Genomic DNA, 26,455 nt, shown 5'->3' with positions numbered 1-26,455 from the left:
GACATTAGCTCAGTTGGTAGAGCGATACCTTGCCAAGGTATAGGTCATCAGTTCGAACCTGATATGTCGCTCCAAATCACTTTCCTAGTTAAAAATCCTTGTAAACATTCCCTAAATTTTATCTAAATTAGCTCAGTTGCGCGTTTAGAAAATGCGATACCTCTTGGTTTGCCAAGCGAGAAGTCATAACAGCGTCATCAGTTCGAACCATTGTTTATGACGGGAAGGTCGTTTAACACTCATTCATAAAACAACTTTATCGTCTTCACCACTTCACTCGTTATGCATTGACACTCAATTCATTTTTAACAATACCTGCTTAACTCGGTTCATTTTCAAGCGTTGTTAAGGCAAATTGATTTCTAATCAACAAAGAAGTGATCTAGCACTCACTTCTTTATGGATCTCTAAAGTAATGGTCTACTTGTGAAGTAAAACATGACATTGTTCAAATCATTTACAGTGATTATCTTTGATAATCAACTTAAGATAAATTTCCTAAGATGCTAGGGCGTTAAACGAGGTGAGTGTTATGCGGATCCAACAACTAAGTGAGCTACTTGATTATGTTGCTAATTGCCATCTCGATATGGAAAAATTATATAAGCGTTTAGATAATAATGCTGATTCTTCCAGAGTTAAAATGATGCTGACGTATTTCCAGCAACATCAGAGGCACATATACGAGACTTTAGAGCGTTATATTGACGATGCACCCTCAAGAATATTAAATACTTGGTATAAAGACATTACCTTTGAAGATTTTAGCAAGCGTTGCATTGAAACTTCACTCCCTGCCAATATGAAAGAAGACGAAGTGCTTGAGTTGCATCTAGATCTAGAAAATCGCTTAATCGCGTTACTTGAAAAAACAGCTATTAGTAGCCCAACCGATGAAATTAGAAATACATTAATGGACTTAGTGCGAGTGGCACAAACTCAACAAAAACGTTTAGTTCACAGCACAATTCGTATGGATGACATTTAAACGACGCATTGAAACTTTGATATAACTTCCTGAAGTGTTAATTTGCCAGCTATTCCCAGTAGCTGGCTTTTTTTATTAACAAAAAATAACCGCATAACAATGGGAGTTCCCCGGTAACTTCTGGTATATTTAGCATTCTTATAACTCTTTTTAATAGATATAGACCTAAAACATGGCATCTCTGGTTAAAATCCTTGAAAATGAACAAGCTACAGTTATGCTTGGGCAACAAATTGCTCAGTGGATTGTACCTCCTTTAACGATTTATCTCACTGGGGACTTAGGCGCTGGTAAAACGACGTTTAGTCGAGGCATTATCCAAAGTTTGGGTCATCAAGGCGCGGTAAAAAGTCCGACTTATACTCTGGTAGAACCCTATGAATTTAACGATATGGATGTGTTTCATTTTGACCTATATCGATTAGCCGACCCAGAGGAACTTGAATATATGGGTATCCGTGATTATTTTACCGATCGAAGCGTCTGTCTAGTTGAATGGCCTGATAATGGTCATGGATTACTCCCTGGGGCTGACATCCAAGTGCATTTGCGTTATAAAGAATCTCAAAGACAAATTGAATTACAAGCCTTATCCCCAGCAGGACAGGCAATTTTAAATAAAATCAAATAAAATCAAATAATAATGACTTTAAAAAATACGTTTTTTACCATTGTACTTTACATGCTGTTGTTTTTGGTGCCTAACGTGGTTTGGGCGGCCAATCAACTTGATAGCGTGCGTATTTGGGCTGCTCCAGAATCGACGCGAGTGGTGTTTGATTTAACTCAAGCGCCCAAATATGACAGTTTTACCTTAACCGGCCCTCATCGTTTGGTGGTCGATATTCAAGATACTGGCGCTAAAATTAATTTAGATAAAATAGCCAACAACAGTAAAATTATTAAAAAAATCCGTTTTAGTTCTCCGCCTAAAAAAGGCATATTGCGTCTTGTTATGGACTTATCGAAACCGGTAAAATCAAGTTTATTTACTTTGCCGCCAACAGCACCTTACGGAAACCGTCTAGTGGTAGACTTAGAGGACTCCGATGGTGGGTCGTCAGCAGTGCAAACGGTTAGTCGATCTTCTAATCAGTCAGCTCGAGACATTATTGTTGCCATTGATGCTGGTCACGGAGGGGAAGACCCTGGCTCAATTGGGCCTTCTGGTATGCATGAAAAGCGTGTGGTACTTGAAATTGCTAAGCGCCTAGCGCGTAAAGTGGATTCAACGTCAGGTATGCGCGCTGTAATGACACGCAGTGGCGATTATTTTGTTAATTTGAATAAACGCTCTGAAATAGCGCGCAATAATAAAGCGGATTTACTGATATCTATCCACGCCGATGCCTTTACTTCACCACAACCTAACGGTGCTTCCGTTTGGATCTTGTCAATGCGCCGAGCCAATAGTGAAATTGGTCGATGGTTAGAGCAAAAAGAGAAACACTCAGAGTTGTTAGGCGGTGCTGGTGAAATCATTCAAAACACCGATAGTGAACAATATTTAGCCATGACTTTACTTGATATGTCGATGAACAGTTCGATGGCGATAAGTCATTCTATCGCGGGTGATATTCTTAGCGATTTAGGTTCTATTACCCACTTACACAAAAGAAAGCCTGAATCAGCAAGCTTTGCAGTGCTTAAGTCTCCTGATATTCCATCTCTTTTAGTTGAAACCGGCTTTATCTCTAACCCAGGTGAAGAGCGGTTATTGTCTAATGGAAATCATCAACAAAAGCTTGCAAATGCTATTTACAAAGGCGTGTTACGTTATTTTCAGAGTAATCCGCCAGCCGATACTTTATTGGCTAAAACATTAAATATGAAACACAGTGTTAAACGTGGTGAGTCTCTATCCATTATCGCCCAGCGTTACAGTGTGTCGATCAGTAGTCTAAAAAGTGTGAATAATCTTAAATCAGACGTTGTTCGTATTGGACAAACACTTGTGATCCCTAGGACATAATATGGTCATTCAACTGCTACCTCCTCAACTTGCAAACCAAATCGCAGCCGGTGAAGTAGTTGAACGTCCGGCTTCGGTGGTCAAAGAACTGGTTGAAAATAGTCTTGATGCTGGTGCCACTAGAGTTGATATAGATATCGACAAAGGGGGAAGCAAGCTTATTCGTATTCGCGACAACGGTGCGGGCATCCCTAAAGATGAGTTAGCCTTGGCTCTATCGCGTCATGCTACCTCAAAAGTACATACACTAGATGACCTAGAAGCTATTTTAAGCTTTGGTTTTCGTGGTGAAGCTTTGGCCAGCATTAGCTCAGTGTCTCGGTTAACTTTAACCTCAAAAACCGCTCAACAATCTGAAGCTTGGCAGGCCTTTGCTGAAGGCTCGCAAATGGACGTTAAGGTCACGCCTGCCGCACATCCGCAAGGCTCAACGATTGAAGTGGTGGATTTATTTTTTAATACTCCCGCAAGACGTCGTTTTTTAAAAAGCGACAAAACGGAATTTACCCATATTGATGAGTGGTTAAAACGGATTGCGATTGTTCGCAACGATATTCACTTTACCTTGACACATAATGGTAAATTAGTTCGCCAGTATCGACCTGCCAATACCGAGATCCAGACCCAGCAACGATTAGCTCAAATTTGTGGGAAAGCCTTTGCAGAACAGGCGTTGAGCATTGAGTGTGAACATGATGGTTTATTATTAAGTGGTTATTTACAATCACCACATGACAGTGTCATCACAGATACCAGCTTTTTTTATGTCAATGGACGATTAATCAGAGATCGTCTGGTTAATCATGCCGTAAAACAAGCTTTTGCTGAATATGGCATTGAGCATCAGCCGGGATATGTGCTGATGTTATCGCTTGATCCACACCAAGTTGATGTGAATGTACACCCAGCCAAGCACGAAGTGCGTTTTCATCAATCTCGTTATGTACATGACTTTATTCTACAAACGGTACAGTCAGCGTTAGTGCAAATGCCTGTATTGTCTTTGCCTGATGTTGAATTACATCACCATGATAATGTCGCACCGATGCACACAGAGTCAACCTTGTTGCATAATGCCAATATCGTCGACACCACTGAAGACGCCTTTACACTTAATCATGAGCCTGACAAGGCGATTAACAGTGTTAGCCCATTCGGTTCGATGCATGTTCCGGGAAAGAATAATGACTTATCTGGTGGCTATTCAGCTGCAATTAAGCCTAGTTATGATAAAAAGCCCACCATTGCATCTTCCTCAGGGGTCAATAAGACGGCCATTGCCAATTATGGACATTTGCTGCATACCCCGATGAATACCCCAGTATCATATGTTAATGAAGTGACGACTCAAGTTGCAATGCCGCCCATATTAGCGGGTGAGCATTGGGTTATTTGTAAAGATGATAAGCTGTCATTACTGCCAATAAAACAGGTGTTGTTGACAGTGAGAAAGGAAGAGGTTGCAGCCAAGTTTGTTAATGGTTTAGTGTCTCAGCCATTATTAATGCCAGTGTCTATTGCAGCAGATTTGGATTGGACAGAAACATTAGTGATACGTGATCTGTTACTGCGCCAAATGGGTATTGAATTAACAATTCGCTTCCAGCAGTTGATAATTAAAAAAGTGCCCCCATATTTGAGGGAAAGCCAACTTGCTATTGTGATCCCTGAGTTACTACAATGGATACAATTAGAACAACCGAAAGACAGTGCTATTGTGAGTTGGCTTGCACAACAAAGTTTATCGCAATTTGAGCCCGCGCCAGCCTTATGGCAGCGATTTTGTTCACTTGACGAAGAAACTAAACAAATTTGTTATGACCAAGAACACATATTGCCTTGGCACAATTGGATGAAAGATTATTAACGTGAACAGTGTCGATAAGCCAAAAGTGATTTTTTTAATGGGGCCTACCGCCTCAGGCAAAACGGCACTAGCCATTGAAATGGCGACGCAACATAATTGTGAGATTATCTCAGTCGATTCAGCATTGATTTATCGTGACATGGATATAGGGTCTGCTAAACCGAGTTTGCAAGAACTGCAATTAGCGCCGCATAAATTAATTGATATTCTTGATCCAAGCGAAAGTTATTCAGCGGCAGATTTTCGCCGTGATGCTTTATTGGCTATAGAAGACATTGTTAGCCGAGGTAAGACGCCTTTACTCGTGGGTGGTACCATGATGTACTTTAAGGCATTGTTAGAAGGTTTGTCACCTTTACCCGCTGCTGATAACGGCATTAGGCAGCAAATATTAGCTCAAGCTCAAACCCAAGGTTGGGACGCGCTGCATCAAGAGTTGTGTGACATTGATCCCGTCGCGGGAGAAAGAATTCATCCTAACGATCCACAACGATTGTCGCGAGCACTAGAGGTATATCGGATCAGTGGTAAAACAATGACTGAATTGACTCAAACGAAGTCAGCCGCTTTGCCGTATAATGTAGTGCAATTTGCTATTGCACCAACCGACAGAAAAATTTTACATCAATTAATCGCTAAACGCTTTAATATGATGTTAGAACAAGGTTTTATCGAAGAAGTTGCGCGTTTAAAAGCGCGTAACGATTTGCATTTAGAGCTACCGTCTATGCGTTGTGTTGGTTACAGACAGTGCTGGCAGTACCTAGATAATGAATTTGATCATACGACAATGGTCGAAAAAGCTACTGCAGCCACTAGGCAATTGGCCAAACGTCAATTAACATGGTTGAGGAGTTGGCCCGATTTACAGTGGCTTGAAAGTGGTGCAGAAGGAAATTTAGTTACGCTTATGCAACAAAGCAACTAGCTAATTTGGCGTTGCTGTATAATACTAAAACTAAACAATAAAACTTAATTCAACATATTTATAAAATAAAAAAAGGAAATTGAAATGGCTAAGGGGCAATCTTTACAAGACCCATTTTTGAACGCATTGCGTCGAGAGCGTGTACCCGTCTCTATCTATTTAGTGAATGGTATCAAATTACAAGGCCAAGTTGAGTCGTTTGATCAATTTGTTATCTTGTTGAAAAATACGGTAAGCCAAATGGTTTACAAACACGCTATTTCAACAGTCGTACCAGCACGCCCATTTAACGTTTCTGCTCACCAAGGTACTGCCAATGGTGAAGAAAGTGATGTTGAATAATTGAAAAGGAATATAATTTTTGTTTGATCGTTATGAAGCGGGTGAAACAGCTGTATTGGTTCATATAGACTTTTCTGATGAAGAGCGTCGAGAAGATCTTATTGAGTTACAGTTGTTAGTTGAATCTGCTGGTGCTCGCTCTATTGGGGTGATTACTGGCAGCAGACGTTCGCCGGATCGTAAGTTTTTTATTGGTACCGGTAAAGCTGAAGAACTGGCTGCTATGGTCGCTGCTACTGAGGCCAATGTAGTTATTTTTAATCATGCATTGAGCCCTGCTCAAGAACGTAATCTTGAATTGGTATGTCAGTGTCGAGTATTAGACCGAACGACACTTATTCTTGATATTTTTGCTCAACGAGCAAGAACTCATGAAGGTAAGTTGCAAGTGGAGCTAGCGCAATTGCGCCACATGTCGACACGCTTAATTCGAGGTTGGACTCATTTAGAGCGACAAAAAGGTGGTATCGGGATGCGAGGGCCGGGTGAAACTCAGCTTGAAACAGACCGACGTTTATTACGAGGCCGGATCAAGAATATCAATCGTCGCCTTGATAAAGTGGATAAACAACGTGAGCAAAGCCGCCGAGCTCGTAAGCGCAGTGACTTAGCGACCGTTTCTTTAGTGGGCTATACCAACGCGGGTAAATCGACATTATTTAATGCGTTAACGTCATCGGACGTTTATGCTGCCGATCAGTTATTTGCAACATTGGATCCGACGCTACGTAAGTTATCATTACCTGATGGTGCGGTAATTTTAGCGGATACTGTTGGGTTTATTCGTCATTTACCTCATGACCTTGTTGCGGCATTTAAGGCCACATTACAAGAAACTCGACAAGCAGAAATTCTTTTACATGTCGTTGATTGTGCAGATGAAAATATGGCTGAAAATTTTGACCAAGTACAAAATGTATTGGAAGAAATTGATGCAGATGAGATTCCTCAATTAGTAGTATGTAACAAGATTGATTTACTTGAAAATTTCGCGCCCCGTATCGATTACGGTGAAGACGGTAAACCTGAGAGGGTTTGGGTCTCTGCGCAAAAACGCATTGGATTTGATTTGCTGCTTAAAGCTATAACCGAATTAATCGGTCAAGTTATTTGCGAGCTTACATTGAAAATACCTGCATCAGCAGGACATTATCTTGGCCAGTTTTATCGGCTAGATGCAATACAGCAGAAAGAGTATGACGATCTGGGGAACTGTATTTTGTCTGTTCGTTTATCGGAGGCCGATTGGCGCCGATTAGCTAAACAGAGTCAGGGGGAATTAGAGGCATTTATTTTTGAATCTTCAGAAGTAGACACCTCTTGTTAATCTCATTTATTTCATCCAATTATGGAGTGCTAAATGGCTTGGAATGAGCCCGGTAACAAGGGGAACAAAGACCCTTGGGGAAATAAAGGTGGTAACGATAAAGGGCCACCGGATCTTGACGAAGTCTTTCGTAACCTATCAAAACGTTTTGGTGGCAAGGGGGGCAATAGCGCCTCAGGTCTACCATTTAATTCATCTTTATTGATTGTATTTGTCGTTATTGCCTTAATTATTTGGGCATTGTCGGGTTTATACACGGTTAAAGAAGCTGAGCGTGGTGTGTTACTTCGTTTTGGTGATCACATCGGTGAAGTGAGTTCCGGTTTACATTGGAAAGCCACTTTTATTGATGAAGTGATTACCGTCGACGTGGAAACGGTCCGTTCGATTCCAGCATCTGGCAGAATGCTGACATCTGATGAAAACGTCGTGAATGTTGAACTCGTGATTCAATATAGCGTATCAGATGCTTATTCATATTTATTCAGTGCTGTTGATGCCAATTCGAGTTTAAGTGAAGCGACCGATAGTGCGTTGCGTTATGTCATTGGCCATAATCGTATGGATGACATTTTAACCACTGGACGTGATGGTATTCGTCGTGATACTTGGACAGAGTTAGAGCGTATTATTGAGCCGTATAAACTAGGCTTAAAAGTTCGTGACGTTAACTTTTTACCCGCTCGTCCTCCAGAAGAAGTGAAAGATGCATTTGATGATGCTATTTCAGCTCAGGAAGATCAACAACGCTTTATTCGCGAAGCTGAAGCCTATGCGCGTGAAATTGAACCTAAAGCGCGTGGCCAAGTAGAACGAATGACACAGCAAGCTAGTGCTTATAAACAGCGTGAAGTTCTTGAAGCTCAAGGTAAAGTCGCTCGATTTGAGAAGTTATTACCTGAGTATAAAGCTGCGCCTGATGTGACCCGTAATCGTTTATACATTAATGCGATGCAATCCGTGCTGGCTGATACTAATAAAGTACTCATTGACACGAAGAATAGCGGTAATTTAATGTATTTACCTTTGGATAAACTGATGGATTCTTCTAAGAATCCGCGCAATCAAGTACAACCTGAGACGGAGCGTCACATTAATTCGGGATCAGGTGATGGTGTCAATACGCCTATTACGAGCATGTCGTCTGATGGTCGTCTCAGCCGCGAAGATCGTCTTCGCCAAGGGAGGAACTAACAATGGGTAGATTAGCTCTGATCATTCTTGTGGTCATTTTAGGGGTTGGTTTTTCATCTATGATGGTGGTAAACGAAGGCGAACGCGCAATTGTAGCCCGCTTTGGTAAAGTCCTTAAAGATGAAGACGTCACAAAGGTATTTGCTCCAGGCCTTCACTTTAAATTACCCGTAGTGGATAAAGTGCGCTATATGGATGCTCGTATCCAGACATTGGACGGTGCAGCGGATCGTTTTGTTACTTCTGAAAAGAAAGACTTAATGGTCGACTCCTATGTTAAGTGGCGTATTCGTGATTTTAAAACGTATTATCTTTCTACCAATGGCGGTGTTAAAGCCAATGCAGAAAGCTTATTACAAGCCAAAATCAGTAACGATTTGCGCACTGAATTTGGTCGCCGGACGATCAAGGAAATTGTGTCAGGTAAACGCGATGAATTGCAAAACGATGCATTAGAAAATGCTTCTGAAAGTGCTCAGAGTCTTGGCATTGAAGTGGTTGATGTACGTGTTAAGCAAATTAATTTACCTGCTAATGTCAGTATCAGTATTTATCAACGTATGCGCGCCGAACGCCAAGCTGTGGCGAAAGAGCACCGTGCAGAAGGTAAAGAGCAAGCTGAGATTATTCGCGCGACTGTTGATGCGAATGTCACGGTTAAGATTGCTGAAGCTGAGCGTAACGCCTTGACCGTTCGTGGTGAAGGTGATGCATTATCGGCAAAAATCTATGCTGATACTTACGGTAAAGATCCTGAGTTTTATAGCTTTTTACGTAGCTTAGAAGCCTACAAAGAAAGTTTTTCCGGCAAAAATGACATTATGGTGTTAGAACCTGAAGGCGATTTCTTCAAATACATGAAATCATCTAGCGGAAAATAGCGTTGATATTTTTTTAGCCTAAAAAAAAGCTCGGTTTTTACCGAGCTTTTTTATGTCTGTAATTTGAATTTAGTTTTGCAAAAAACTTTGGTAAATGACAATAGTGAAGCTTTGAGACGTTTTTTACTGTCTAATGTCGATAAATTGCTGATTTAACTAAGTGTTAACGCGGTTTTTTTTACTAATTAAGTTGCTGCTAATTGTTGCGGGACGGTTGATTTATATGCGCTTTTGAAAAAAATGTTAATATCCTCAACATAGATGTATGTTTTCACTATGATCTGGTTCTAATTTTTCGCTATAATGAGCACCGCCTCAAACTATGATTTTAGCGTTTTACCTTTTTGGTCGCTAAAGTATTGAAATATAAAAATTCCAACACCCTCTGGGAGATAAGTGGATGAGCAATGCGCCAGTCGATACCGGACGTCGCAGATTCCTGACAGCCGCAACCGCCGTAGTAGGTGGTGCTGGTGCTGTCGCTGTAGCGGTTCCTTTCATCAAGTCATGGAATCCGAGTGCCAAGGCGAAAGCTGCAGGTGCGCCGGTCGAAGTAAATATTAGTAAAGTAGAACCAGGTCAGTTAATTCGTGTCGAATGGCGTGGAAAACCGGTTTGGGTCGTTCGTCGTACAGAAGCTGTGCTAAATAATCTTAAAACATTAGACAGTCAATTACGCGATCCTGCTTCTTTAGAATTACAGCAACCAGAATATGCAACTAACCCTGCTCGTTCTATTAAGCCTGAATTCTTTATTGCAGTCGGTATTTGTACTCACTTAGGTTGTTCGCCAACTTATCTGCCTGATTCATTCGGTGAGCAGGTTGAAGGCGTGACATCTGGTTTCTTCTGTCCTTGTCATGGTTCTAAATTTGACATGGCTGGTCGGGTATTCCAGGGTGTTCCTGCACCATTAAACCTAGTGGTCCCACCGCACAAATATATCGGTGATGCTAACGTTATCATCGGTGTAGACACAGGAGCGGCGTAATGGTTAAGAATTTAATTGATTGGATTGATGCACGCATCCCAATGACGGCAACTTATAACCGTCATGTGGGTCAGTATGCGACACCAAAGAACTTTAACTTTTGGTATTTCTTTGGTTCATTAGCATTATTAGTATTAGTTAACCAGTTACTGACAGGTATTTGGTTAACCATGAATTACGTACCTACAGCAGAAGGTGCGTTTGCTTCTGTTGAATACATAATGCGTGATGTTGATTACGGCTGGTTACTTCGTTATATGCACTCTACCGGTGCATCGGCGTTTTTCTTTGTGATCTATATGCACATGTTCCGTGGGGTAATTTACGGTTCTTATCAAAAACCAAGAGAGCTCTTATGGCTATTTGGTATGTTGATTTTCCTTGTGCTGATGGCTGAAGCATTCATGGGTTACTTACTGCCTTGGGGACAAATGTCTTACTGGGGCGCGCAGGTCATTATCTCTTTGTTTGGTGCCATTCCTATTATTGGTGATGACCTAACATTGTGGATCCGTGGTGACTACGTTATTTCTGGCGCAACATTAAACCGCTTCTTCGCACTGCATGTTATTGCGTTACCACTTGTATTGGTTGTGTTGGTGTTCTTACACCTAATTGCATTACATGAAGTGGGTTCGAATAACCCAGACGGCGTCGAGATTAAAAAGAACAAAGATGAGAACGGATGGCCCATTGATGGTATTCCATTCCACCCTTATTACACTGTAAAAGATATTATGGGTGTAGCTGGTTTCTTGATCGTGTTCTGTTATGTGCTGTTCTTTATGCCTGAAGGCGGTGGTTATTTCCTTGAAAAGCCAAACTTTGAAGCGGCTAATCCAATGAAGACCCCTGATCACATAGCGCCTGTTTGGTACTTCACACCCTTCTATGCCATTTTGCGTGCAATTCCTGATAAGTTAATCGGTGTTGTTGCTATGGGTCTGTCGATTGCTGTGCTGTTTATTCTGCCTTGGCTTGATCGTTGTAAAGTGAAGTCTATCCGCTACCGTAGTTTGGCTCACAAAATCAACATTGCACAATTTACTGTGTCGTTCATCATTCTTGGTTATTTAGGTGTCGTTCCTGCAACGCCTGAGTTAACTATAGCGGCACGTGTATTCACTTTCACTTATTTTGGTTTCTTTGTAGCCTTATGGTTCTACAGTAAAAATGAGAAAACAAAAGAAGTGCCAACGAGGGTGACACACTAATGAAAAAGTTATTAATTGCATTAGTTACATTACTGCCATCTCTCGCAATGGCAGCAAGTGGACATGGTGTTCATTTAGAAAGCGCTAACGTTGATTTACATGATAAAGCGTCATTAGAGCGTGGTGTGGATTTATTCCAACATTACTGCTCTGGATGTCACAGCACGCAATACCAACGCTATGAGCGTGTTGCCACTGACTTAGGTATCTCTAACGATGATATGCGTAATAAGTACATGTTCACCAATGCTAAAATCGGTGATCTAATGGAAAACGCAATTCCTACTGCAGATGCGGCTAAATGGTTTGGTGCTGCGCCTCCAGATTTAACGTTAGTTGCTCGTGTACGTGGAGCTGATTGGGTATATTCTTACCTAAAAGGTTTCTATGCAGATGAGACTCGTCCATTTGGTGCCAACAATACCGTGTTCCCATTAGTGGGTATGCCACATGTTTTACAAGACCTGCAAGGTCTTGCAACTCCTCATTATGAAAAGAAAGTAATTGACGGTGTTGAAACGGTTGAATTAGTAGGTCTAAACCCTGCTACTGGTGGCAAAATGAGTGCAGAAGAATACGACCAAGCGGTGCGTGATATCACCGGTTTCTTAGTCTATTCTGCTGAACCTGTTCAGTTAGAGCGTGAAGCTTTAGGCTGGTGGGTACTTGGATTCCTGTTTATTTTCTTCATCATTGCTTATTTGTTGAAGAAAGAATACTGGAAAGATGTACACTAGCCATCAATAACGGTTAATATACACCATCCGCATATTGTAAACGGGGGGCTTAGCCCCCTCGTTTGTTTTGTTTTTTTTAGTTTCTGGAGGGTATCAATGGCTGTTGCTGCCAACAAGCGCTCTATCATGACACTTTTTTCTGGTGCCGATGATTTATATAGTCACCAAGTACGTATCGTATTGGCTGAAAAAGGGGTTACCGTTGATGTTTTACAGGTAGACCCAAGTGAGATGCCTGAAGATTTACTTGAAGTAAATCCATACAACTCAGTACCGACCTTAGTTGATCGTGAGCTAGTGTTGTACGAATCACGCATTATTATGGAATATTTGGATGAGCGTTTTCCACATCCTCCATTAATGCCTGTATACCCAGTATCTCGCGGCCAAAGCCGTTTAATGATGCACAGAATCGACACTGACTGGTATGCGCTTGTAGAGCGTATCCGTAAAGGTGAAAAAGCTGATGCTGCGCGTAAAGAGTTAACTGAAAGCTTGATTGCTCTAGCGCCAGTATTTGCTGAAATGCCATACTTCATGAGCGAAGAGTTTGGTTTATCTGATTGTTACTTAGGCCCATTATTATGGCGTCTACCAGTATTAGGTATTCACTTAGATCCTCGTACATCGAAAGATATCAGTGCTTATATGACCCGTATTTTTGAACGTGAATCATTTAAGGCATCGTTAACTGAGGCTGAGCGCGAAATGCGCATGGGCATGTAATGAAACCAATAACAGCTAATCGTCCATATTTGTTGCGTGCTTACTATGAGTGGTTGATGGATAACCATTTGACGCCACACGTAGTTGTGGATGCATTTGTTAACGGTACGCAAGTTCCGCAGCAATTTGTCAAAGACGGTCAAATCGTCCTGAATATTGCCACCGGAGCGGTGTCTAATCTTCACATGTCCAATGATGCTGTTGAGTTTCATGCACGTTTTGGTGGTGTACCACAAAATGTCTATTTACCTATGGCATCTATCGTCGCCATTTATGCTCGTGAAAACGGCGCTGGCACGGTGTTTGATATGGAAGATGCGTACATGATCGAAGGTGAAGATGATGATTTATCATCTGTGCCACCATCAATGAAATCTGTTGATGATACTTCGACATTGCCACCATCGCCTAAATCGACGGATCCAGATGATAAAGCTAAGCGTAAAAACCATTTAACTGTGGTGAAGTAACGATTAGTTATCAGCACATAAAACCAGTCGCAAGGCTGGTTTTTTTTAAGCTAAAATTGTTGTGCCACAAAAAATTTATAACGAAGTGGAACCCATAATGTTGTTGATGATTGATAATTATGATTCTTTTACGTTTAACTTAGTACAGTACTTCCAAGCGCTTGGGCAACAGATACTGGTTAAGCGAAATGATGACATCACCATTGAACAAATTGAAGCATTAGCACCGACTCATTTAATCATTTCTCCCGGTCCGTGTACTCCAAATGAAGCGGGTATTTCACTTGCGGCGATTAAACACTTTGCGGGTAAAATTCCCATTCTGGGTGTCTGTTTAGGACATCAAGCTATCGCCCAAGCGTTTGGCGTTGACGTTATACGTGCAAAACGTGTTATGCACGGTAAAACCAGCTTGATTGAACATAATCAACAGGGATTATTTTTTCAGTTAGCACTTCCGCTGCAGGTGACTCGCTATCATTCATTGTTGATTAATCATGTTCCCAATGGCTTTAGGCTGGATGCGTGGTTTGATGACCCAATTTATGGTCGTGAAATTATGGCAATGAGCCATGCTGATTTAGGTATTTACAGTGTTCAGTTTCATCCTGAGTCTATATTGACTCAGCAAGGTCATGAACTATTGGATAACTTTTTACATCTATAAAGTGTTATTCACAGTCTATTTTTAGGTTGATAATCACTTATTCTGTTACAACTTCTGCAACCAATCGGGCTAAAGTCACGCGGCAATTATGCTATAAATAGCGCTTAAAAATAATAAAAGGGATGATCATGACAAGCTTTATGCGAAACATTGCGCTGAGTGCACTTTCTTTGGCCATAATGAGTGGCTGTGCCGCCACAGATATTAACAATACCTCTGCTATCGTAACCCCCAGCGCAAGTGCATTGACCGTACCATTAGCACCGCCTCCAAAAGCCCAGCAGCCGTTGACACTTAATCAAATTATGGCCAATCCAGATTGGATGGGAATCTTTGCTCAAGGAGCTTATTGGAGCGATGACAGTCAATCGGTATATTTCAGTCGCCAAGCACATCAATCTCCGGTCCGTGATTTTTATCAACAAGCTATTGGACAGTCTGAGGCAAACAAACTTGCACTCAATCAGCTACACCTTGCCGATCAACGTAATGGCGTATTCGATCAGGCAAAGACTCAAAAAGCCTATATTTATCAAGGTAACGTATTTGTAAAAGACTTATCAAATGGTGAAATAAAGCAAATTACCCGTCAAAATGATGCCATTAATGGGGTGCGTTTTTTAACGGGTGGCGACCTTGCATTCTGGCAAGGTAATAATATTTTTCGGGTGCACCAGTCTAGCGAGCTAATGGAACAAATTGCCGCCATCCAAATGGAAAACGAACCTAAAGCGACGCAAGCACCCAGTAGCTTTATCGCTAAGCAACAGCACAGATTAATTAACTATGTTGCCAGGGAACATGATAACAGTGTCACACGTGATGAATACCGTGACTCATTGGCTAAAGCCGATCCTACTTTTTCAGCTAAACCTTGGTATTTAGGTGATGCCGAAGTGGTTTCAGAAATGAGCTTGTCACCTGATGGACGTTACGTGATATTGGCATTGACTGATAAAAATTATGATTGGCGTGCAGAACACGACATTATGCCCAATTATTTGGGCCAAGAGGGTTATGTCGTTCCCGTGCCTTCTCGTGCTCGAGTGGCTGAAGATGTCTTTCCTGGACAACGTTTAGTGCTACTTGATCTTGTTGAACACAATAAAAAAGACATTACCATCGAAGGTCTAACAGGTTTTGATCAAGACGTACTGGCAAGTGTCAAAACTGAAAATGCTAAGGCCCAAGGCAAAAGCTATAAAAGCGAAAAAACACCACGTTTAGTCCAGTTAATGCAAGATTGGGAATGGAGTCAGAGTGCAATTCAGTGGCATGAGTCTGACGATAAATTATTAGTGATGCTGGAAGCCGTTGACAACAAAGATCGCTGGATCGCCAGTGTTGATCTTCAAAAAGGCAAGCTGATAACCGAACACAGATTACATGATGATGCTTGGGTAAATTATAATTTTAATCAATTTGGTTGGATAACCGGTACCGATAGCATGTACTACTTATCTGAAGAGTCTGGTTTTTCTCAGCTATATATCAAAACAGCCTCTAATGAAGTAACAGCCTTAACTAATGGCCAATTTGTGGTTGATAATGTGACTTTATCACCCGATGCAAAACATCTTTATTATCGTGCCAATAAAGACCACCCAGGTAGCTATAATGTTTACCGTGTAGAGATTGCCAGCGGCAAAACAGAACAACTGACTCAGTGGTTAGGCACATTGGATTACAGCTTAAGCCCTGATGGGCAATCACTGTTATTAACGGCTTCTTCTGCTGTGCACCCTGATGAGCTATACATTCAATCTATTGGTGGCGAAATTAGCCAATTAACCCATTATACCAGCACAGCGTTTACACAATATCCTTGGCAAGCACCGCAAATAGTCACAGTACCTTCAAGCCATGGCGCGGGGCAAATTTACGCCCGGGTTTATTTGCCACAAGATTATGATCCTCAACAAGCTGATAAATATCCAGCCGTGGTGTTTAACCATGGAGCCGGTTATTTACAAAATGCCCATTATGGTTTTTCAGGCTACTTCCGTGAATTTATGTTCAATAACTTACTTACCCAACAAGGCTATGTGGTGATGGACATGGATTATCGCGGTTCAAAAGGTTATGGACGTGACTGGCGTACGTCAATTTATCGTAATATGGGTCATCCTGAAGTTGAAGATTTGATAGACGGTGTGGCTTGGCTGGCGAAAAATGCTAACGTTGATAGCAAACGTGTTGGTACTTATGGTGGTTCATACGGTGGATTTCTCACCTTTATGGCGCTGTTTAATGAACCTGAGTTATTCCAAGCAGGGGCGGCATTACGCCCTGTAACAGACTGGGCCCATTATAATGCGCCATACACGTCAAATATTTTAAATACGCCTGACGTTGATCCTATCGCCTATGAGCGTAGCTCACCGATAGAATATGCTCAAGGTTTACAGAAACCATTACTGATCATGAGTGGTGTAGTAGATGACAACGTATTTTTTCAAGATAGTGTGCGCATGGTTCAACGTCTGATTGAATTAGAAAAACCGATGTTTGAAATGGCAATCTATCCGGTTGAGCCGCATGGATTTAAGCAAGCTTCAAGTTGGTTAGACCAGTATCGTCGTATTTATAAATTGTTTGATCAAGAACTTAACTAATTGGCTCTGGATTCAAAAAAACAAATAAATATCGATTATGGCTTCCTTTGAGAAGCCATAATTTTTATGATTAAGCGATAAAAACAGTAAAAGGCAATGTAAGTGGCAATATCAATAGCAGGTGGAGTTCGGCCCGGAAAAGTCATCGAGATTGAGCGCCGGCTCTATAAACAACTTATTGTGGGTAAGCACAAAGCCAATGCTATGCCTGATGAGTTGAGCGTTGAGTTAGAACAGAGTGCCAATAAGCTTGATATTGAGCGTCAAGCATTAAAAGTGCGCCTCGAAAAACAAGCTAAAGAAAAAAATGTATTTCTTGAGGTGTCTGCACAGTTAACCCATACGGTTAATCATGCGATAGAGCATCAATTAGCGCATCCACAAATGGTATTAGAGGCATCGGGAATTAGCGAAAGCCAAATTTTACTGCTCGATTTATTATTACATTCAGACCTTAACATTAATCGACTTCGACCCATTATTGAAAGTATTAGCTGGTTATCTCGTGATTTAATCAATTTAATTAACAGTCCGGCATCAGGTCACCGACGGCCCAAACATACCGATGTGCAAGTGACTGACATTAAGCTGGTGCTTAACTATATCGGGATTGAGAATTTACGCTTACTGATCCCTTATTTTTGCTTACGTCATTGGTTACCTTCAGGTAATGCTAACTTATTGTGGATAACCAGAAAGCTAAGGCGATATAGCATGGTAAGTGCCATTGCGGCGCAAACGTTAGCTGAGTTACATAATGAAGCGCCGAGTTTGGCCTATAGCTGTGCCTTAATGTATCAATTTTCTACCTCCATCATACTCAGCCAAAGTGGGCATATGTTTGATAACACTTGGGGGACATGGCTCAGAGAGGCCAGTCACAGTGGCGAAAAACAAGTTTACGATGCCATTATGGCAACTGATTTTCCTGCGCAAGCGGTGTTAGATCAAGTGATACAACATAGCCATCGTTTAAATTGGCAATTGCTGACATTACTTAAATTTGAAGACTCTCCGATAACCTTAGTATTAAAAGAGTTAGATCACGATTACCATTTCACCGAGTTGTCAGCTGATGCCGCGATAGTGGCTAAGGCCAGTTGTTATGCCAAAGTGCTTTTGTTAGAAGAGCAACAACAAATCGATCCACAAGAAAAGCGAATTATGTTTGATTATTATCAATTTTCAGATCAAGAATTAATTCGGCTTAAAGGGCAAAATTTTCGTAAGCTTGATTTACTTTAAACCGACTATCTCTGTCAGAGTTGGAAATGTTAAATCTGTGTAATTATTCACTTTTGATGAATAGCCACACAAAATCGAGTCAAATAAGTTTTTTTATGACTAGTTATGCTCCATACCCCTGAATAAGCGCATTGTTTAGGCATGTTTTTTAAATCTTTATGCACAATGCCAAGCAAGCCTGCACAAGTTAATTGTACTGAACTGGTATTTTGATCACATTTTCGCTAATAATGTCGCATAAATAATACAAACTTCCGCTAATGAACTAACAGAATATAAAGCAAACAGCGGAAACAGCGGCTTTGAAGCCGTTTACAACCTGAAGGATAAAATGCAATGAGTGTAGAAATGAATCTAACCCGTGCCCAATTTGATGAAGTTATGGTGCCTAATTATGCGCCTGCCGCGGTTATTCCTGTACGCGGTAAAGGTAGCCGAGTGTGGGATCAAGAAGGCAAAGAATTCATCGATTTCGCTGGTGGTATTGCAGTAAATTGTTTAGGTCATTGTCACCCTGCTTTAGTGTCTGCATTAAAAGAGCAGAGCGAAAAGTTATGGCATTTATCAAACGTAATGACTAACGAGCCAGCGCTTGAATTAGCCACAAAGTTAGTTAATGCCACTTTTGCTGAGCGGGTATATTTTGCTAACTCAGGTGCTGAAGCGAATGAAGCCGCCTTAAAATTGGCTCGTCGTTATGCACTAGACAACCATAGTGCTGATAAAGATCAAATCATCGCATTTGATAAAGCGTTCCATGGCCGTACATTCTTTACGGTAACCGTAGGCGGACAAGCTGCTTATTCTGACGGTTTTGGCCCTAAGCCACAAAGTATTACTCACGTGCCTTTTAATGATATCGCTGCACTTGAAGCGGTTATTTCTGATAAGACTTGTGCCATCATGCTTGAACCTCTTCAAGGTGAAGGCGGGATTATCGACGGTGAGCCTGAGTTCTTAAAAGCGGTACGTCGTTTAGCCGATAAGCACGACGCATTAGTGATTTTTGATGAAGTACAAACGGGCGTAGGCCGAACCGGTGAGCTATTTGCTTACATGGGTACTGATATCGTGCCTGATATTTTAACCAGTGCCAAAGCGCTGGGCGGTGGCTTCCCTATCGCCGCAATGCTAACAACAGCAAAAATTGCCGCTCACTTAAAAATCGGTACTCATGGTTCTACTTATGGCGGCAACCCACTGGCTTGTGCTGTAGGAAATGCGGTAATGAATGTGGTTAATACCAAAGAAGTACTGGACGGAGTTAAACATCGCGAACAGCTATTTCGTGATGGTTTAGCGGCAATTAATGCCAAATACAACGTATTTAGTGAAGTGCGTGGTAAAGGCTTGTTAATTGGTGCGGTATTAAATCAGCAATATGAAGGTCGTAGTCGCGAGTTTTTGTTAGCCTCAGTTGCTGAAGGCTTAATGAGTTTGATGGCCGGTGCAAACGTTGTGCGTTTTGCTCCTTCATTAGTGATCCCAGAAGCTGATATCGCAGAAGGCTTATTGCGTTTTGAACGCGCTGTAGCAAAAGTGGTTGCAGGTTAATTAGCAAAAAGTGCACCCCCAGCGTGCACTTTTTTGTTTGGGTACGCTGACAACGTAAATATGCGCCGAAATGTATTTCAGCGCTGTTTGCTTGTGGCGCAATGAGGAGATTAAGATGTTAATCATACGTCCTATCCGTGCAAGTGATTACGATGCACTCTACAGTATCGCAGTCGAGTCAGGCCACGGTTTTACATCTTTACCAGTTAACGAAGAGTTACTGCGTTCAAAGATTGCTAGGGCAGAGGCATCTTTTATCAAGCATGTTGATAAACCTTTTGACGAAGGTTATTTGATGGTGCTTGAAGACATGAAAACCAATGAAGTTGTTGGTACCTGTGGTATTGAAGCGGCTGTCGGCATGGAAGATGCTTTTTATCATTACCGTTTAGGTACTGAGGTATACCACTCTCAACAAATATCGGTCCGTAATGAAGTTGAAACCCTGACATTATGCCATGACTACACGGGCGCCGCGGAACTGTGTACCTTGTTTTTAAAAGACGGTTATCGTAAAGGTAACAATGGTCGAATGTTGTCGCGATCACGTTTTTTATTATTAGCCCAACATCAGCATCGCTTTGGTGAAACTGTGATAGCTGAAATGCGCGGTGTTAGTGATGACCATGGCGACTCACCTTTTTACGAATGGCTACAGCATCATTTTTTAGGCATCGACTTTATTGAAGCCGATTATTTATCTGGCTTAGGCAAAAAAGCGTTTATGGCCGAAATGATGCCGCGAAACCCTGTTTACGTGTGTATGTTGCCTAAAAAAGCCCAAAAAGTGATCGGTGAAGTCCATAAAAATACTAAGCCAGCACTGCGTTTACTGCAAGCTGAAGGATTTAGGTTCCGCAATTACGTCGATATTTTTGATGGCGGCCCAACGGTTGAATGTTCAATTAGTGATATTCGCTCAGTAAAGAAAAGTCGCTTACTCACGGTTAACATCGGCAAAATGTTACATGCCGATCACCATTTTATTATATCCAACACTTCACTCGCTGATTATCGTGCATCAGCGATAAAATTATTGGTCTCTGATGAACACGACAATGTACTGCTTAGTCCTGAAATCGCCGCCGGTCTTATGGTTAGCGAAGGCGAGCAAATTCGTGTTTTAGCAATGTAGGAGCAAGAAATGACACAATATATTAAAGGTCAGTGGTTAGCTGGCGAAGGTCATGATATTAACTCAAAAAACCCTGCCAACGGTGACGTCATTTGGCAAGGTAACACTGCGACTGCCACACAAGTGAATGCAGCTGTCGATGCCGCTCGCGCGGCGCAGTTTGATTGGTTTATGTTGGGCTATGAAACCCGCTTGACCATTGTAGAAGCGTACCGCGCAGAACTAGAAGCTAATAAAGCCGAAATCGCTGAAACCATAGCCCAAGAAACGGGTAAGCCACAGTGGGAAACCGCAACTGAAGTGGGTGCCATGATTGGTAAAATTGCCTTGTCAGCGAAAGCTCACGACAAACGTACCGGTACTGAAACCAATGATTTACCTGCAGGACGCGCCGTATTACGCCACAAGCCTCATGGTGTTGTGGCCGTATTTGGTCCGTATAACTTCCCCGGGCATTTGCCAAATGGTCACATAGTGCCAGCATTATTGGCGGGTAACACAGTGGTATTTAAGCCGTCTGAATTGACGCCTAAAGTGGCTGAGTTAATGCTGAAATGTTGGGATAAAGCCGGTTTGCCACAAGGTGTGATTAACCTAGTGCAAGGTGAAGTTGAAACCGGTAAAGCGTTAGCGTCGCATCCACAAATTGACGGATTATTCTTTACCGGCAGTTCTCGTACTGGGCATATTTTACATGAACAATATGCTGGCCTCCCAGGTAAAATCTTAGCCTTGGAGATGGGCGGTAATAATCCGCTTATCGTTAAAGGCGTAACGGATACCAAAGCTGCAGTTCATGACATCATTCAGTCTGCTTATATTTCGTCTGGCCAGCGTTGTACTTGTGCCCGTCGTTTATACGTTGAAGAAGGCGCGCAAGGCGATGCGTTAATCGCAGCGCTAGTCAAAGCGGTTAAGCAAATTAAAGTCGGTCCTTGGAACGCACAACCACAGCCGTTTATGGGGGCGATGATTTCTGAAACCGCAGCGCTTGGCATGGTTGGTGCACAAGCTACCTTGCAGTCACTAGGTGGCGTTTCATTAGTTGAGTTAGTGCAAGTTGAAGCCGGAACCGGTTTAGTCACTCCAGGTTTAATTGATGTGACTCAGATTGCTGAATTACCTGATGAAGAATATTTTGGTCCATTATTGCAACTCGTTCGTTATCGCGATTTTGACCAAGCGATTCATTTAGCCAATGCGACTCGCTATGGTTTATCTGCAGGTCTATTAGCGGATAGCCGTGAAGATTATGATTACTTTTTAGCGCGCATTCGTGCAGGTATTGTTAATTGGAATAAGCAGATCACTGGCGCATCAGGTGCAGCACCGTTTGGTGGTGTTGGCGCATCGGGTAACCATCGTGCAAGTGCATTTTATGCTGCTGATTACTGTGCTTACCCAGTCGCTTCAATGGAAGCTGACGCGGTGAGCTTACCTGCAACTTTAAGCCCTGGTTTATCAATTTAACTGATAAATTCATCGCATGATCAGTGCTGGCGATGTTAATCGCCAGCCTTATTTAGAAGGATTTAACCATGCATACTGACGTTAATGCTTTATTTGCTGCCTTATGGCAAGACTATATTCAGATGACGCCGTCAGCGGCGAAAATTCATCAGCTATTAGGCCACGGTGCTCCCATCATCAATGACCATATTGCGTTGCGGACCTTTAATATCGCCAAGGTGAATTTAAACGTACTGGCCAAGCATTTCACTTCTCTTGGTTATGTCGACAGTGGTGATTATCAGTTTGTGCAGAAAAAGCTGATTGCCAAGCATTTTGAACATCCGGATCCTAAACAGCCAAAGGTGTTTATTTCTGAGCTGTTAGTTGAAGAGTTTAGCCCTGAGTTGCAAAAGACCATTCATGACTTAGTTGGCCAAGTGGATGTCGCAGCTACTACTGCAGATAATTTTATTTATTCTGGCTGTCATTGGGATCTAGATAAAGCGACATACCAAGCATTACTCGTTGAAAGTGAATATGCGGCGTGGGTTGCGGCATTAGGTTATCGTGCCAATCATTTTACGGTTTCAATTAATGATTTACCTGAGTTTGAGCGTATTGAAGATGTAAACCAAGCCTTAAAACAGGCTGGCTTTTTATTAAATAGCTCAGGCGGTGAAATTAAAGGGTCGCCAGAAGTGCTGCTAGAACAGTCTTCGACCATGGCCGATAAAGTGGTGGTGAAGTTTACCGATGGCGATGTTGAAATTCCAAGTTGTTTCTATGAATTCGCCCGCCGTTATCCGATGGATAATGGTCAGATTTATACTGGTTTTGTAGCGGCATCAGCCGACAAAATTTTTGAAAGTACCAATGCGATGTAATGTTCATCTATCGACAAAGAACCTAATTGAGTCATCAATTAGGTTTTTTTATGGGTATTGTTATTGATTAATCAAAATACTGACGCTCAGGCCTTTTAACGTTTCACTGCGACTAAATTGCAATACAAAACCGTATTGGTCACAAATCTCTTTAACGATAGATAAGCCTAATCCATGACCCATGGTGGCTTCATCTAATCGAGATCCTCTGGTGGTTAGTGAGGCCATTTGGGCTGGTTCTACGCCAATACCATCATCTTCTACTTGCAGTAATATTGCCTCTGAATCTGTGTAGCCAATACTGATGTTAACTTGGGTGTTTGCCCATTTAAAGGCATTGTCGAGCAAGTTGCCAAATAATTCCATGCCATCTTCGCGATGAATTGGAATACGACTTATCTGCTGCGGATTGACTATGGTGCATTGTATATATTGTTGGTGATGCACTCTATGTAGCGTTTGGATTAAGCTATCGAAATCTTTTGGAATGGCTAATTGTGCCGCGGGTAACATGTCCCCTGTTATGCGTGCCGCAGCCAATTTACGTTCAATCATTTTATGGACTAAATCCAATTGCTGCTGCATTGCCATCGCGGCATCGGGATGGCTGAGTCCGAGAGCTTCAACTTGTTGCTGCATCACCGCGAGTGGGGTTTTTAAGCCGTGACTTAAATTACCTAAGTTATTGCGACTACGTTCAATCTGTTTAGCCGTGTAGTCTAATAATTCATTATAGGTTTCGGCGAGTGGGCGGATCTCCGCTGGAATTTGTGAAATGGATAGCGAGGCAATCTCACCTTCGCGAAGCTTAGCCAGAGCACCTTGGATTTGATTCACCGGCTTAAAAGACTGGCGTAAAATAATAAAAATACCGGCGATCATCGCGAGTAACATGCCAATATTGATTGCCAATTTAGCGCCAAACACTTCACTGAAGACACTACGGCCGATACTGAGGTCTTGGGCGACAGTCAGTGTTGCGGTGTTGGGGCTGTTTGGCGCGCCTATGCCGATAGATAAGAGCTGCATATCATTATTTTTGGGCCCTTTAGCCTGCCAAACGCGTTTTTGTTGCGCTTGTAAGGGTTCAATGTGTAACTCTGCATCCCACAAGGACCGAGAGCGAATAGTTCGGTCGGGCAAATTTAATTGGAAGTAACGTCCTGAATAGGCGGGTCGATAGAAGCTGGATAATTGGCTTTGGTCGATAACTAACTCATCTTCATTGAGTTGAGTGGCGATAATAATATGTTCTAAATCTTCTTCTAGGCGGTTAATAATTGAGTCATGAAACGCATCTCGCAGCATCGACTCAAACAAAAATAAGCCTATGAGGGTGGCAATGATGATTAATCCACTGAGCCATAGACTTAATTTAAAACGAATTGAGATCATTCAATAATGCCATGAAAAATATAACCCTGGCCACGGCGGGTTTCGATAGCTGTTTTACCCAGTTTTTTACGTAAATGTGTCACGTAAACTTCAACGACGTTACTTTCTTTTTCATCATCAAACTGATAAAGCTTGTCTGTAAGCTGCTGCTTAGAAAGAAGTTTTTTTGGCGACATCAAAAAGATTTTGAGTAACCTAAACTCCATAGATGTCAGTTCATATTCTTGATCATCGACAGTAACTTTTTGTTCATTTTCGTCGAGGTTGACGCCGGCATAACATAATTGTTTGGATGATGAGTTTATCCGCCCATGAGCGCGATGAATTAACGCTTGAATGCGAGCGAGCAGTTCTTGGGTATGAAAGGGCTTACCTAAGTAATCATCAGCACCCGCATTAAAACCTTCAACCTTTTCGTGCCACTGACTGCGCGCTGTCAACATAATTACGGGGGTATTGATGCCACGTTCACGCCATTGAGTCACTAATGACAAACCATTTCCATCAGGTAAGCCTATGTCTAAAATGACACAGTCATAATTGGTTTCTTTCATCAAATAATCGGCTTCAATAGCTTTGTCTGTGACATCGGTAATATAACCTGCTTGCTTGAGTTGTTTTTCAAGCTCGGCAACGAGTAATGGGTTATCTTCAACGAGTAACAGTTTCATGTTTAGTACATTCGCTCGGTAATTGAGTCAATGAATCTTGCATGCCATTAGCTGCATCTAACTGCAGATTAACAACATGCCCTTGTTTTAGCTTAAATTGTAGATTATAGCGCAATTTATCTTGGTGTTGATAAAGCTGCGCGTCGATTAAGTGGCCATCACAATACTGCGATACCCAGGCTAAGTAATCATCTAATGAACGTATATTACCAGAAGAAACCAATTTTTGGACATTGTCGTGATCCAGAGGGAGTTCTTTTGCGGGAATATCTTGTTGGTTAATGGTGATGGCCATTAAGCTGCTCATTACTGTGGAGAACAAGCTATTCATGGTCGCTCCAAAATAAAAAAAAGTGGCGTTCAGAGTATGAACACCACTTTAAGTATCTTGGCTTAAATCAAGCTGAAGCCTAAATGATTAAGGCTTAAACATTTAGCCTTAGTCGTCGTTTTTAGCGAGTGCCATAAACCACGATTGTTTTACCGTGTGCTTGAATCAAATTTTGTTCTTCAAGCATTTTTAAAATTCGACCAACGGTTTCGCGTGAACAACCGACAATTTGACCAATCTCTTGGCGGGTGATCTTAATCTGCATGCCGTCAGGATGTGTCATTGCATCAGGTTGCTTAGCAAGATGTAATAATGTTTGTGCAATACGGCCAGCCACATCAAGGAAGGCTAAGTCGCCCACTTTTTGACTAGTGCTGTGTAAACGATATGCCATTTGCGCAGAAAGCTTCATGAGAATTTCAGGATTAACCTGAATGAGTTGCTTAAACTTCTTATAAGAAATTTCTGCAATTTCACATGCTTGCTTAGCACGAACCCAAGCAGTACGTTCAGATTGTTCTTCAAACAACCCAAGCTCACCGATAAAGTCGCCTTGATTAAGATAAGACAGGATCATTTCTTTACCTTCGTCATCTTTGATCAATACTGCGACCGAACCTTTGACGATGTAATATAAAGTGTCAGACTCTTCACCTGCGTGAATTAAAGTACTCTTTGCTGGGTACTTATGAATGTGACAATGTGAAAGAAACCATTCTAATGTTGGGTCAGGTTTTGGCTTACCAATCAGAGCCATATGATATTCCTCGATTGATTAAAAATGAAAGTAAGTAATGTCTAATTAAGCATTCTACGCTATTGAAACGGTGAAAACTTTGATAGAGATCGTATTTAGAAGTGTGGGTAGT

Annotated in this window: 25 protein-coding genes; 21 read left to right on the top strand and 4 right to left on the bottom strand. The window is 41.8% G+C overall.

The window, feature by feature from the left end; all coding sequences use genetic code 11:
• Positions 1 to 532 precede the first annotated feature (532 nt).
• From AAEZ02_RS14465 to AAEZ02_RS14365, 21 genes are all read left to right on the top strand, one after another.
• The gene (locus AAEZ02_RS14465) at positions 533 to 988 is read left to right on the top strand and encodes a hypothetical protein (RefSeq protein ID WP_351076266.1); all 456 of its coding nucleotides are present in this window, start codon (positions 533 to 535) and stop codon (positions 986 to 988) included.
• Positions 989 to 1,160: 172 nt separating this feature from the next.
• Positions 1,161 to 1,619 (top strand): tRNA (adenosine(37)-N6)-threonylcarbamoyltransferase complex ATPase subunit type 1 TsaE, encoded by a 459-nt coding sequence (gene tsaE / locus AAEZ02_RS14460; protein WP_101034155.1) that lies wholly within the window; start codon positions 1,161 to 1,163, stop codon positions 1,617 to 1,619.
• Positions 1,620 to 1,631: 12 nt separating this feature from the next.
• Positions 1,632 to 2,960 (top strand): N-acetylmuramoyl-L-alanine amidase, encoded by a 1,329-nt coding sequence (locus tag AAEZ02_RS14455; protein ID WP_351076269.1) that lies wholly within the window; start codon positions 1,632 to 1,634, stop codon positions 2,958 to 2,960.
• Between the two features lies 1 nt (position 2,961).
• Positions 2,962 to 4,827 carry a DNA mismatch repair endonuclease MutL gene (mutL, locus tag AAEZ02_RS14450; protein ID WP_351076272.1) on the top strand — a complete coding sequence of 622 codons (1,866 nt, stop codon included), beginning with the start codon at positions 2,962 to 2,964 and terminating at the stop codon, positions 4,825 to 4,827.
• 1 nt (position 4,828) lies between these two features.
• Positions 4,829 to 5,755 carry a tRNA (adenosine(37)-N6)-dimethylallyltransferase MiaA gene (gene miaA, locus AAEZ02_RS14445; RefSeq protein ID WP_351076275.1) on the top strand — a complete coding sequence of 309 codons (927 nt, stop codon included), beginning with the start codon at positions 4,829 to 4,831 and terminating at the stop codon, positions 5,753 to 5,755.
• Positions 5,756 to 5,839: 84 nt separating this feature from the next.
• The gene (hfq, locus tag AAEZ02_RS14440; RefSeq protein ID WP_101034159.1) at positions 5,840 to 6,097 is read left to right on the top strand and encodes an RNA chaperone Hfq; all 258 of its coding nucleotides are present in this window, start codon (positions 5,840 to 5,842) and stop codon (positions 6,095 to 6,097) included.
• 19 nt (positions 6,098 to 6,116) lie between these two features.
• Positions 6,117 to 7,424: a ribosome rescue GTPase HflX gene (gene hflX / locus AAEZ02_RS14435; RefSeq protein WP_124012450.1), complete on the top strand. Its 1,308-nt coding sequence runs from the start codon at positions 6,117 to 6,119 to the stop codon at positions 7,422 to 7,424.
• Positions 7,425 to 7,457: 33 nt separating this feature from the next.
• Positions 7,458 to 8,618, top strand: coding sequence for an FtsH protease activity modulator HflK (gene hflK, locus AAEZ02_RS14430; RefSeq protein ID WP_101034161.1), 1,161 nt, complete (start codon positions 7,458 to 7,460; stop codon positions 8,616 to 8,618).
• A gap of 2 nt (positions 8,619 to 8,620) precedes the next feature.
• Complete coding sequence (gene hflC, locus AAEZ02_RS14425; protein ID WP_101034162.1) at positions 8,621 to 9,499, top strand: protease modulator HflC; 879 nt, start codon at positions 8,621 to 8,623, stop codon at positions 9,497 to 9,499.
• Positions 9,500 to 9,899: 400 nt separating this feature from the next.
• Positions 9,900 to 10,490, top strand: a complete 591-nt coding sequence (petA, locus tag AAEZ02_RS14420) for a ubiquinol-cytochrome c reductase iron-sulfur subunit (RefSeq protein WP_101034163.1) — start codon at positions 9,900 to 9,902, stop codon at positions 10,488 to 10,490.
• Positions 10,490 to 11,704, top strand: a complete 1,215-nt coding sequence (locus AAEZ02_RS14415; RefSeq protein WP_351076282.1) for a cytochrome b — start codon at positions 10,490 to 10,492, stop codon at positions 11,702 to 11,704. Before petA ends, AAEZ02_RS14415 begins: the two co-directional genes overlap by 1 nt.
• Positions 11,704 to 12,441 (top strand): cytochrome c1, encoded by a 738-nt coding sequence (locus tag AAEZ02_RS14410; RefSeq protein WP_351076285.1) that lies wholly within the window; start codon positions 11,704 to 11,706, stop codon positions 12,439 to 12,441. Before AAEZ02_RS14415 ends, AAEZ02_RS14410 begins: the two co-directional genes overlap by 1 nt.
• 96 nt (positions 12,442 to 12,537) lie before the next feature.
• On the top strand, positions 12,538 to 13,167 hold the full coding sequence (gene sspA, locus AAEZ02_RS14405; RefSeq protein ID WP_101034166.1) for a stringent starvation protein SspA: 630 nt from the start codon (positions 12,538 to 12,540) through the stop codon (positions 13,165 to 13,167).
• On the top strand, positions 13,167 to 13,637 hold the full coding sequence (locus AAEZ02_RS14400) for a ClpXP protease specificity-enhancing factor (RefSeq protein WP_351076288.1): 471 nt from the start codon (positions 13,167 to 13,169) through the stop codon (positions 13,635 to 13,637). The genes sspA and AAEZ02_RS14400 overlap by 1 nt, the downstream gene beginning before the upstream one ends.
• A gap of 97 nt (positions 13,638 to 13,734) precedes the next feature.
• Positions 13,735 to 14,304, top strand: coding sequence for an aminodeoxychorismate/anthranilate synthase component II (locus tag AAEZ02_RS14395; protein ID WP_351076291.1), 570 nt, complete (start codon positions 13,735 to 13,737; stop codon positions 14,302 to 14,304).
• 128 nt (positions 14,305 to 14,432) lie between these two features.
• On the top strand, positions 14,433 to 16,919 hold the full coding sequence (locus AAEZ02_RS14390; RefSeq protein ID WP_351076294.1) for a S9 family peptidase: 2,487 nt from the start codon (positions 14,433 to 14,435) through the stop codon (positions 16,917 to 16,919).
• Between the two features lie 102 nt (positions 16,920 to 17,021).
• Entirely contained in the window at positions 17,022 to 18,164 is a 1,143-nt protein-coding gene (locus AAEZ02_RS14385; protein ID WP_124012448.1) for an HDOD domain-containing protein, read from the top strand.
• 336 nt (positions 18,165 to 18,500) lie between these two features.
• Positions 18,501 to 19,718, top strand: a complete 1,218-nt coding sequence (locus tag AAEZ02_RS14380; protein ID WP_351076297.1) for an aspartate aminotransferase family protein — start codon at positions 18,501 to 18,503, stop codon at positions 19,716 to 19,718.
• 115 nt (positions 19,719 to 19,833) lie between these two features.
• Entirely contained in the window at positions 19,834 to 20,853 is a 1,020-nt protein-coding gene (gene astA / locus AAEZ02_RS14375) for an arginine N-succinyltransferase (protein ID WP_101034172.1), read from the top strand.
• A gap of 9 nt (positions 20,854 to 20,862) precedes the next feature.
• Complete coding sequence (gene astD / locus AAEZ02_RS14370; RefSeq protein ID WP_101034173.1) at positions 20,863 to 22,323, top strand: succinylglutamate-semialdehyde dehydrogenase; 1,461 nt, start codon at positions 20,863 to 20,865, stop codon at positions 22,321 to 22,323.
• A 68-nt stretch (positions 22,324 to 22,391) separates the two neighbouring features.
• On the top strand, positions 22,392 to 23,189 hold the full coding sequence (locus AAEZ02_RS14365; protein WP_351076301.1) for a DUF1338 domain-containing protein: 798 nt from the start codon (positions 22,392 to 22,394) through the stop codon (positions 23,187 to 23,189).
• A 60-nt stretch (positions 23,190 to 23,249) separates the two neighbouring features.
• Here AAEZ02_RS14365 and AAEZ02_RS14360 read toward each other — a convergent pair whose 3' ends face one another.
• The 4 genes from AAEZ02_RS14360 to crp form a co-directional block, all read right to left on the bottom strand.
• Positions 23,250 to 24,584 (bottom strand): sensor histidine kinase, encoded by a 1,335-nt coding sequence (locus AAEZ02_RS14360; protein WP_124012446.1) that lies wholly within the window; start codon positions 24,582 to 24,584, stop codon positions 23,250 to 23,252.
• A complete protein-coding gene (locus AAEZ02_RS14355; RefSeq protein WP_101034176.1) occupies positions 24,581 to 25,255 on the bottom strand; it encodes a response regulator transcription factor in 675 nt (224 codons plus the stop codon). Before AAEZ02_RS14355 ends, AAEZ02_RS14360 begins: the two co-directional genes overlap by 4 nt.
• The gene (locus AAEZ02_RS14350; protein WP_232772146.1) at positions 25,236 to 25,586 is read right to left on the bottom strand and encodes a PepSY domain-containing protein; all 351 of its coding nucleotides are present in this window, start codon (positions 25,584 to 25,586) and stop codon (positions 25,236 to 25,238) included. Before AAEZ02_RS14350 ends, AAEZ02_RS14355 begins: the two co-directional genes overlap by 20 nt.
• A 121-nt stretch (positions 25,587 to 25,707) precedes the next feature.
• Positions 25,708 to 26,343 carry a cAMP-activated global transcriptional regulator CRP gene (gene crp / locus AAEZ02_RS14345; protein ID WP_101034178.1) on the bottom strand — a complete coding sequence of 212 codons (636 nt, stop codon included), beginning with the start codon at positions 26,341 to 26,343 and terminating at the stop codon, positions 25,708 to 25,710.
• Positions 26,344 to 26,455: the final 112 nt, after the last annotated feature.

Source organism: Shewanella sp. T24-MNA-CIBAN-0130 (genome assembly GCF_040310185.1).
Classification (GTDB): domain Bacteria; phylum Pseudomonadota; class Gammaproteobacteria; order Enterobacterales; family Shewanellaceae; genus Shewanella; species Shewanella psychromarinicola.
Note: the sequence above shows the minus strand (reverse complement) of the source record. Positions and strands in the feature narration are given on the sequence as shown.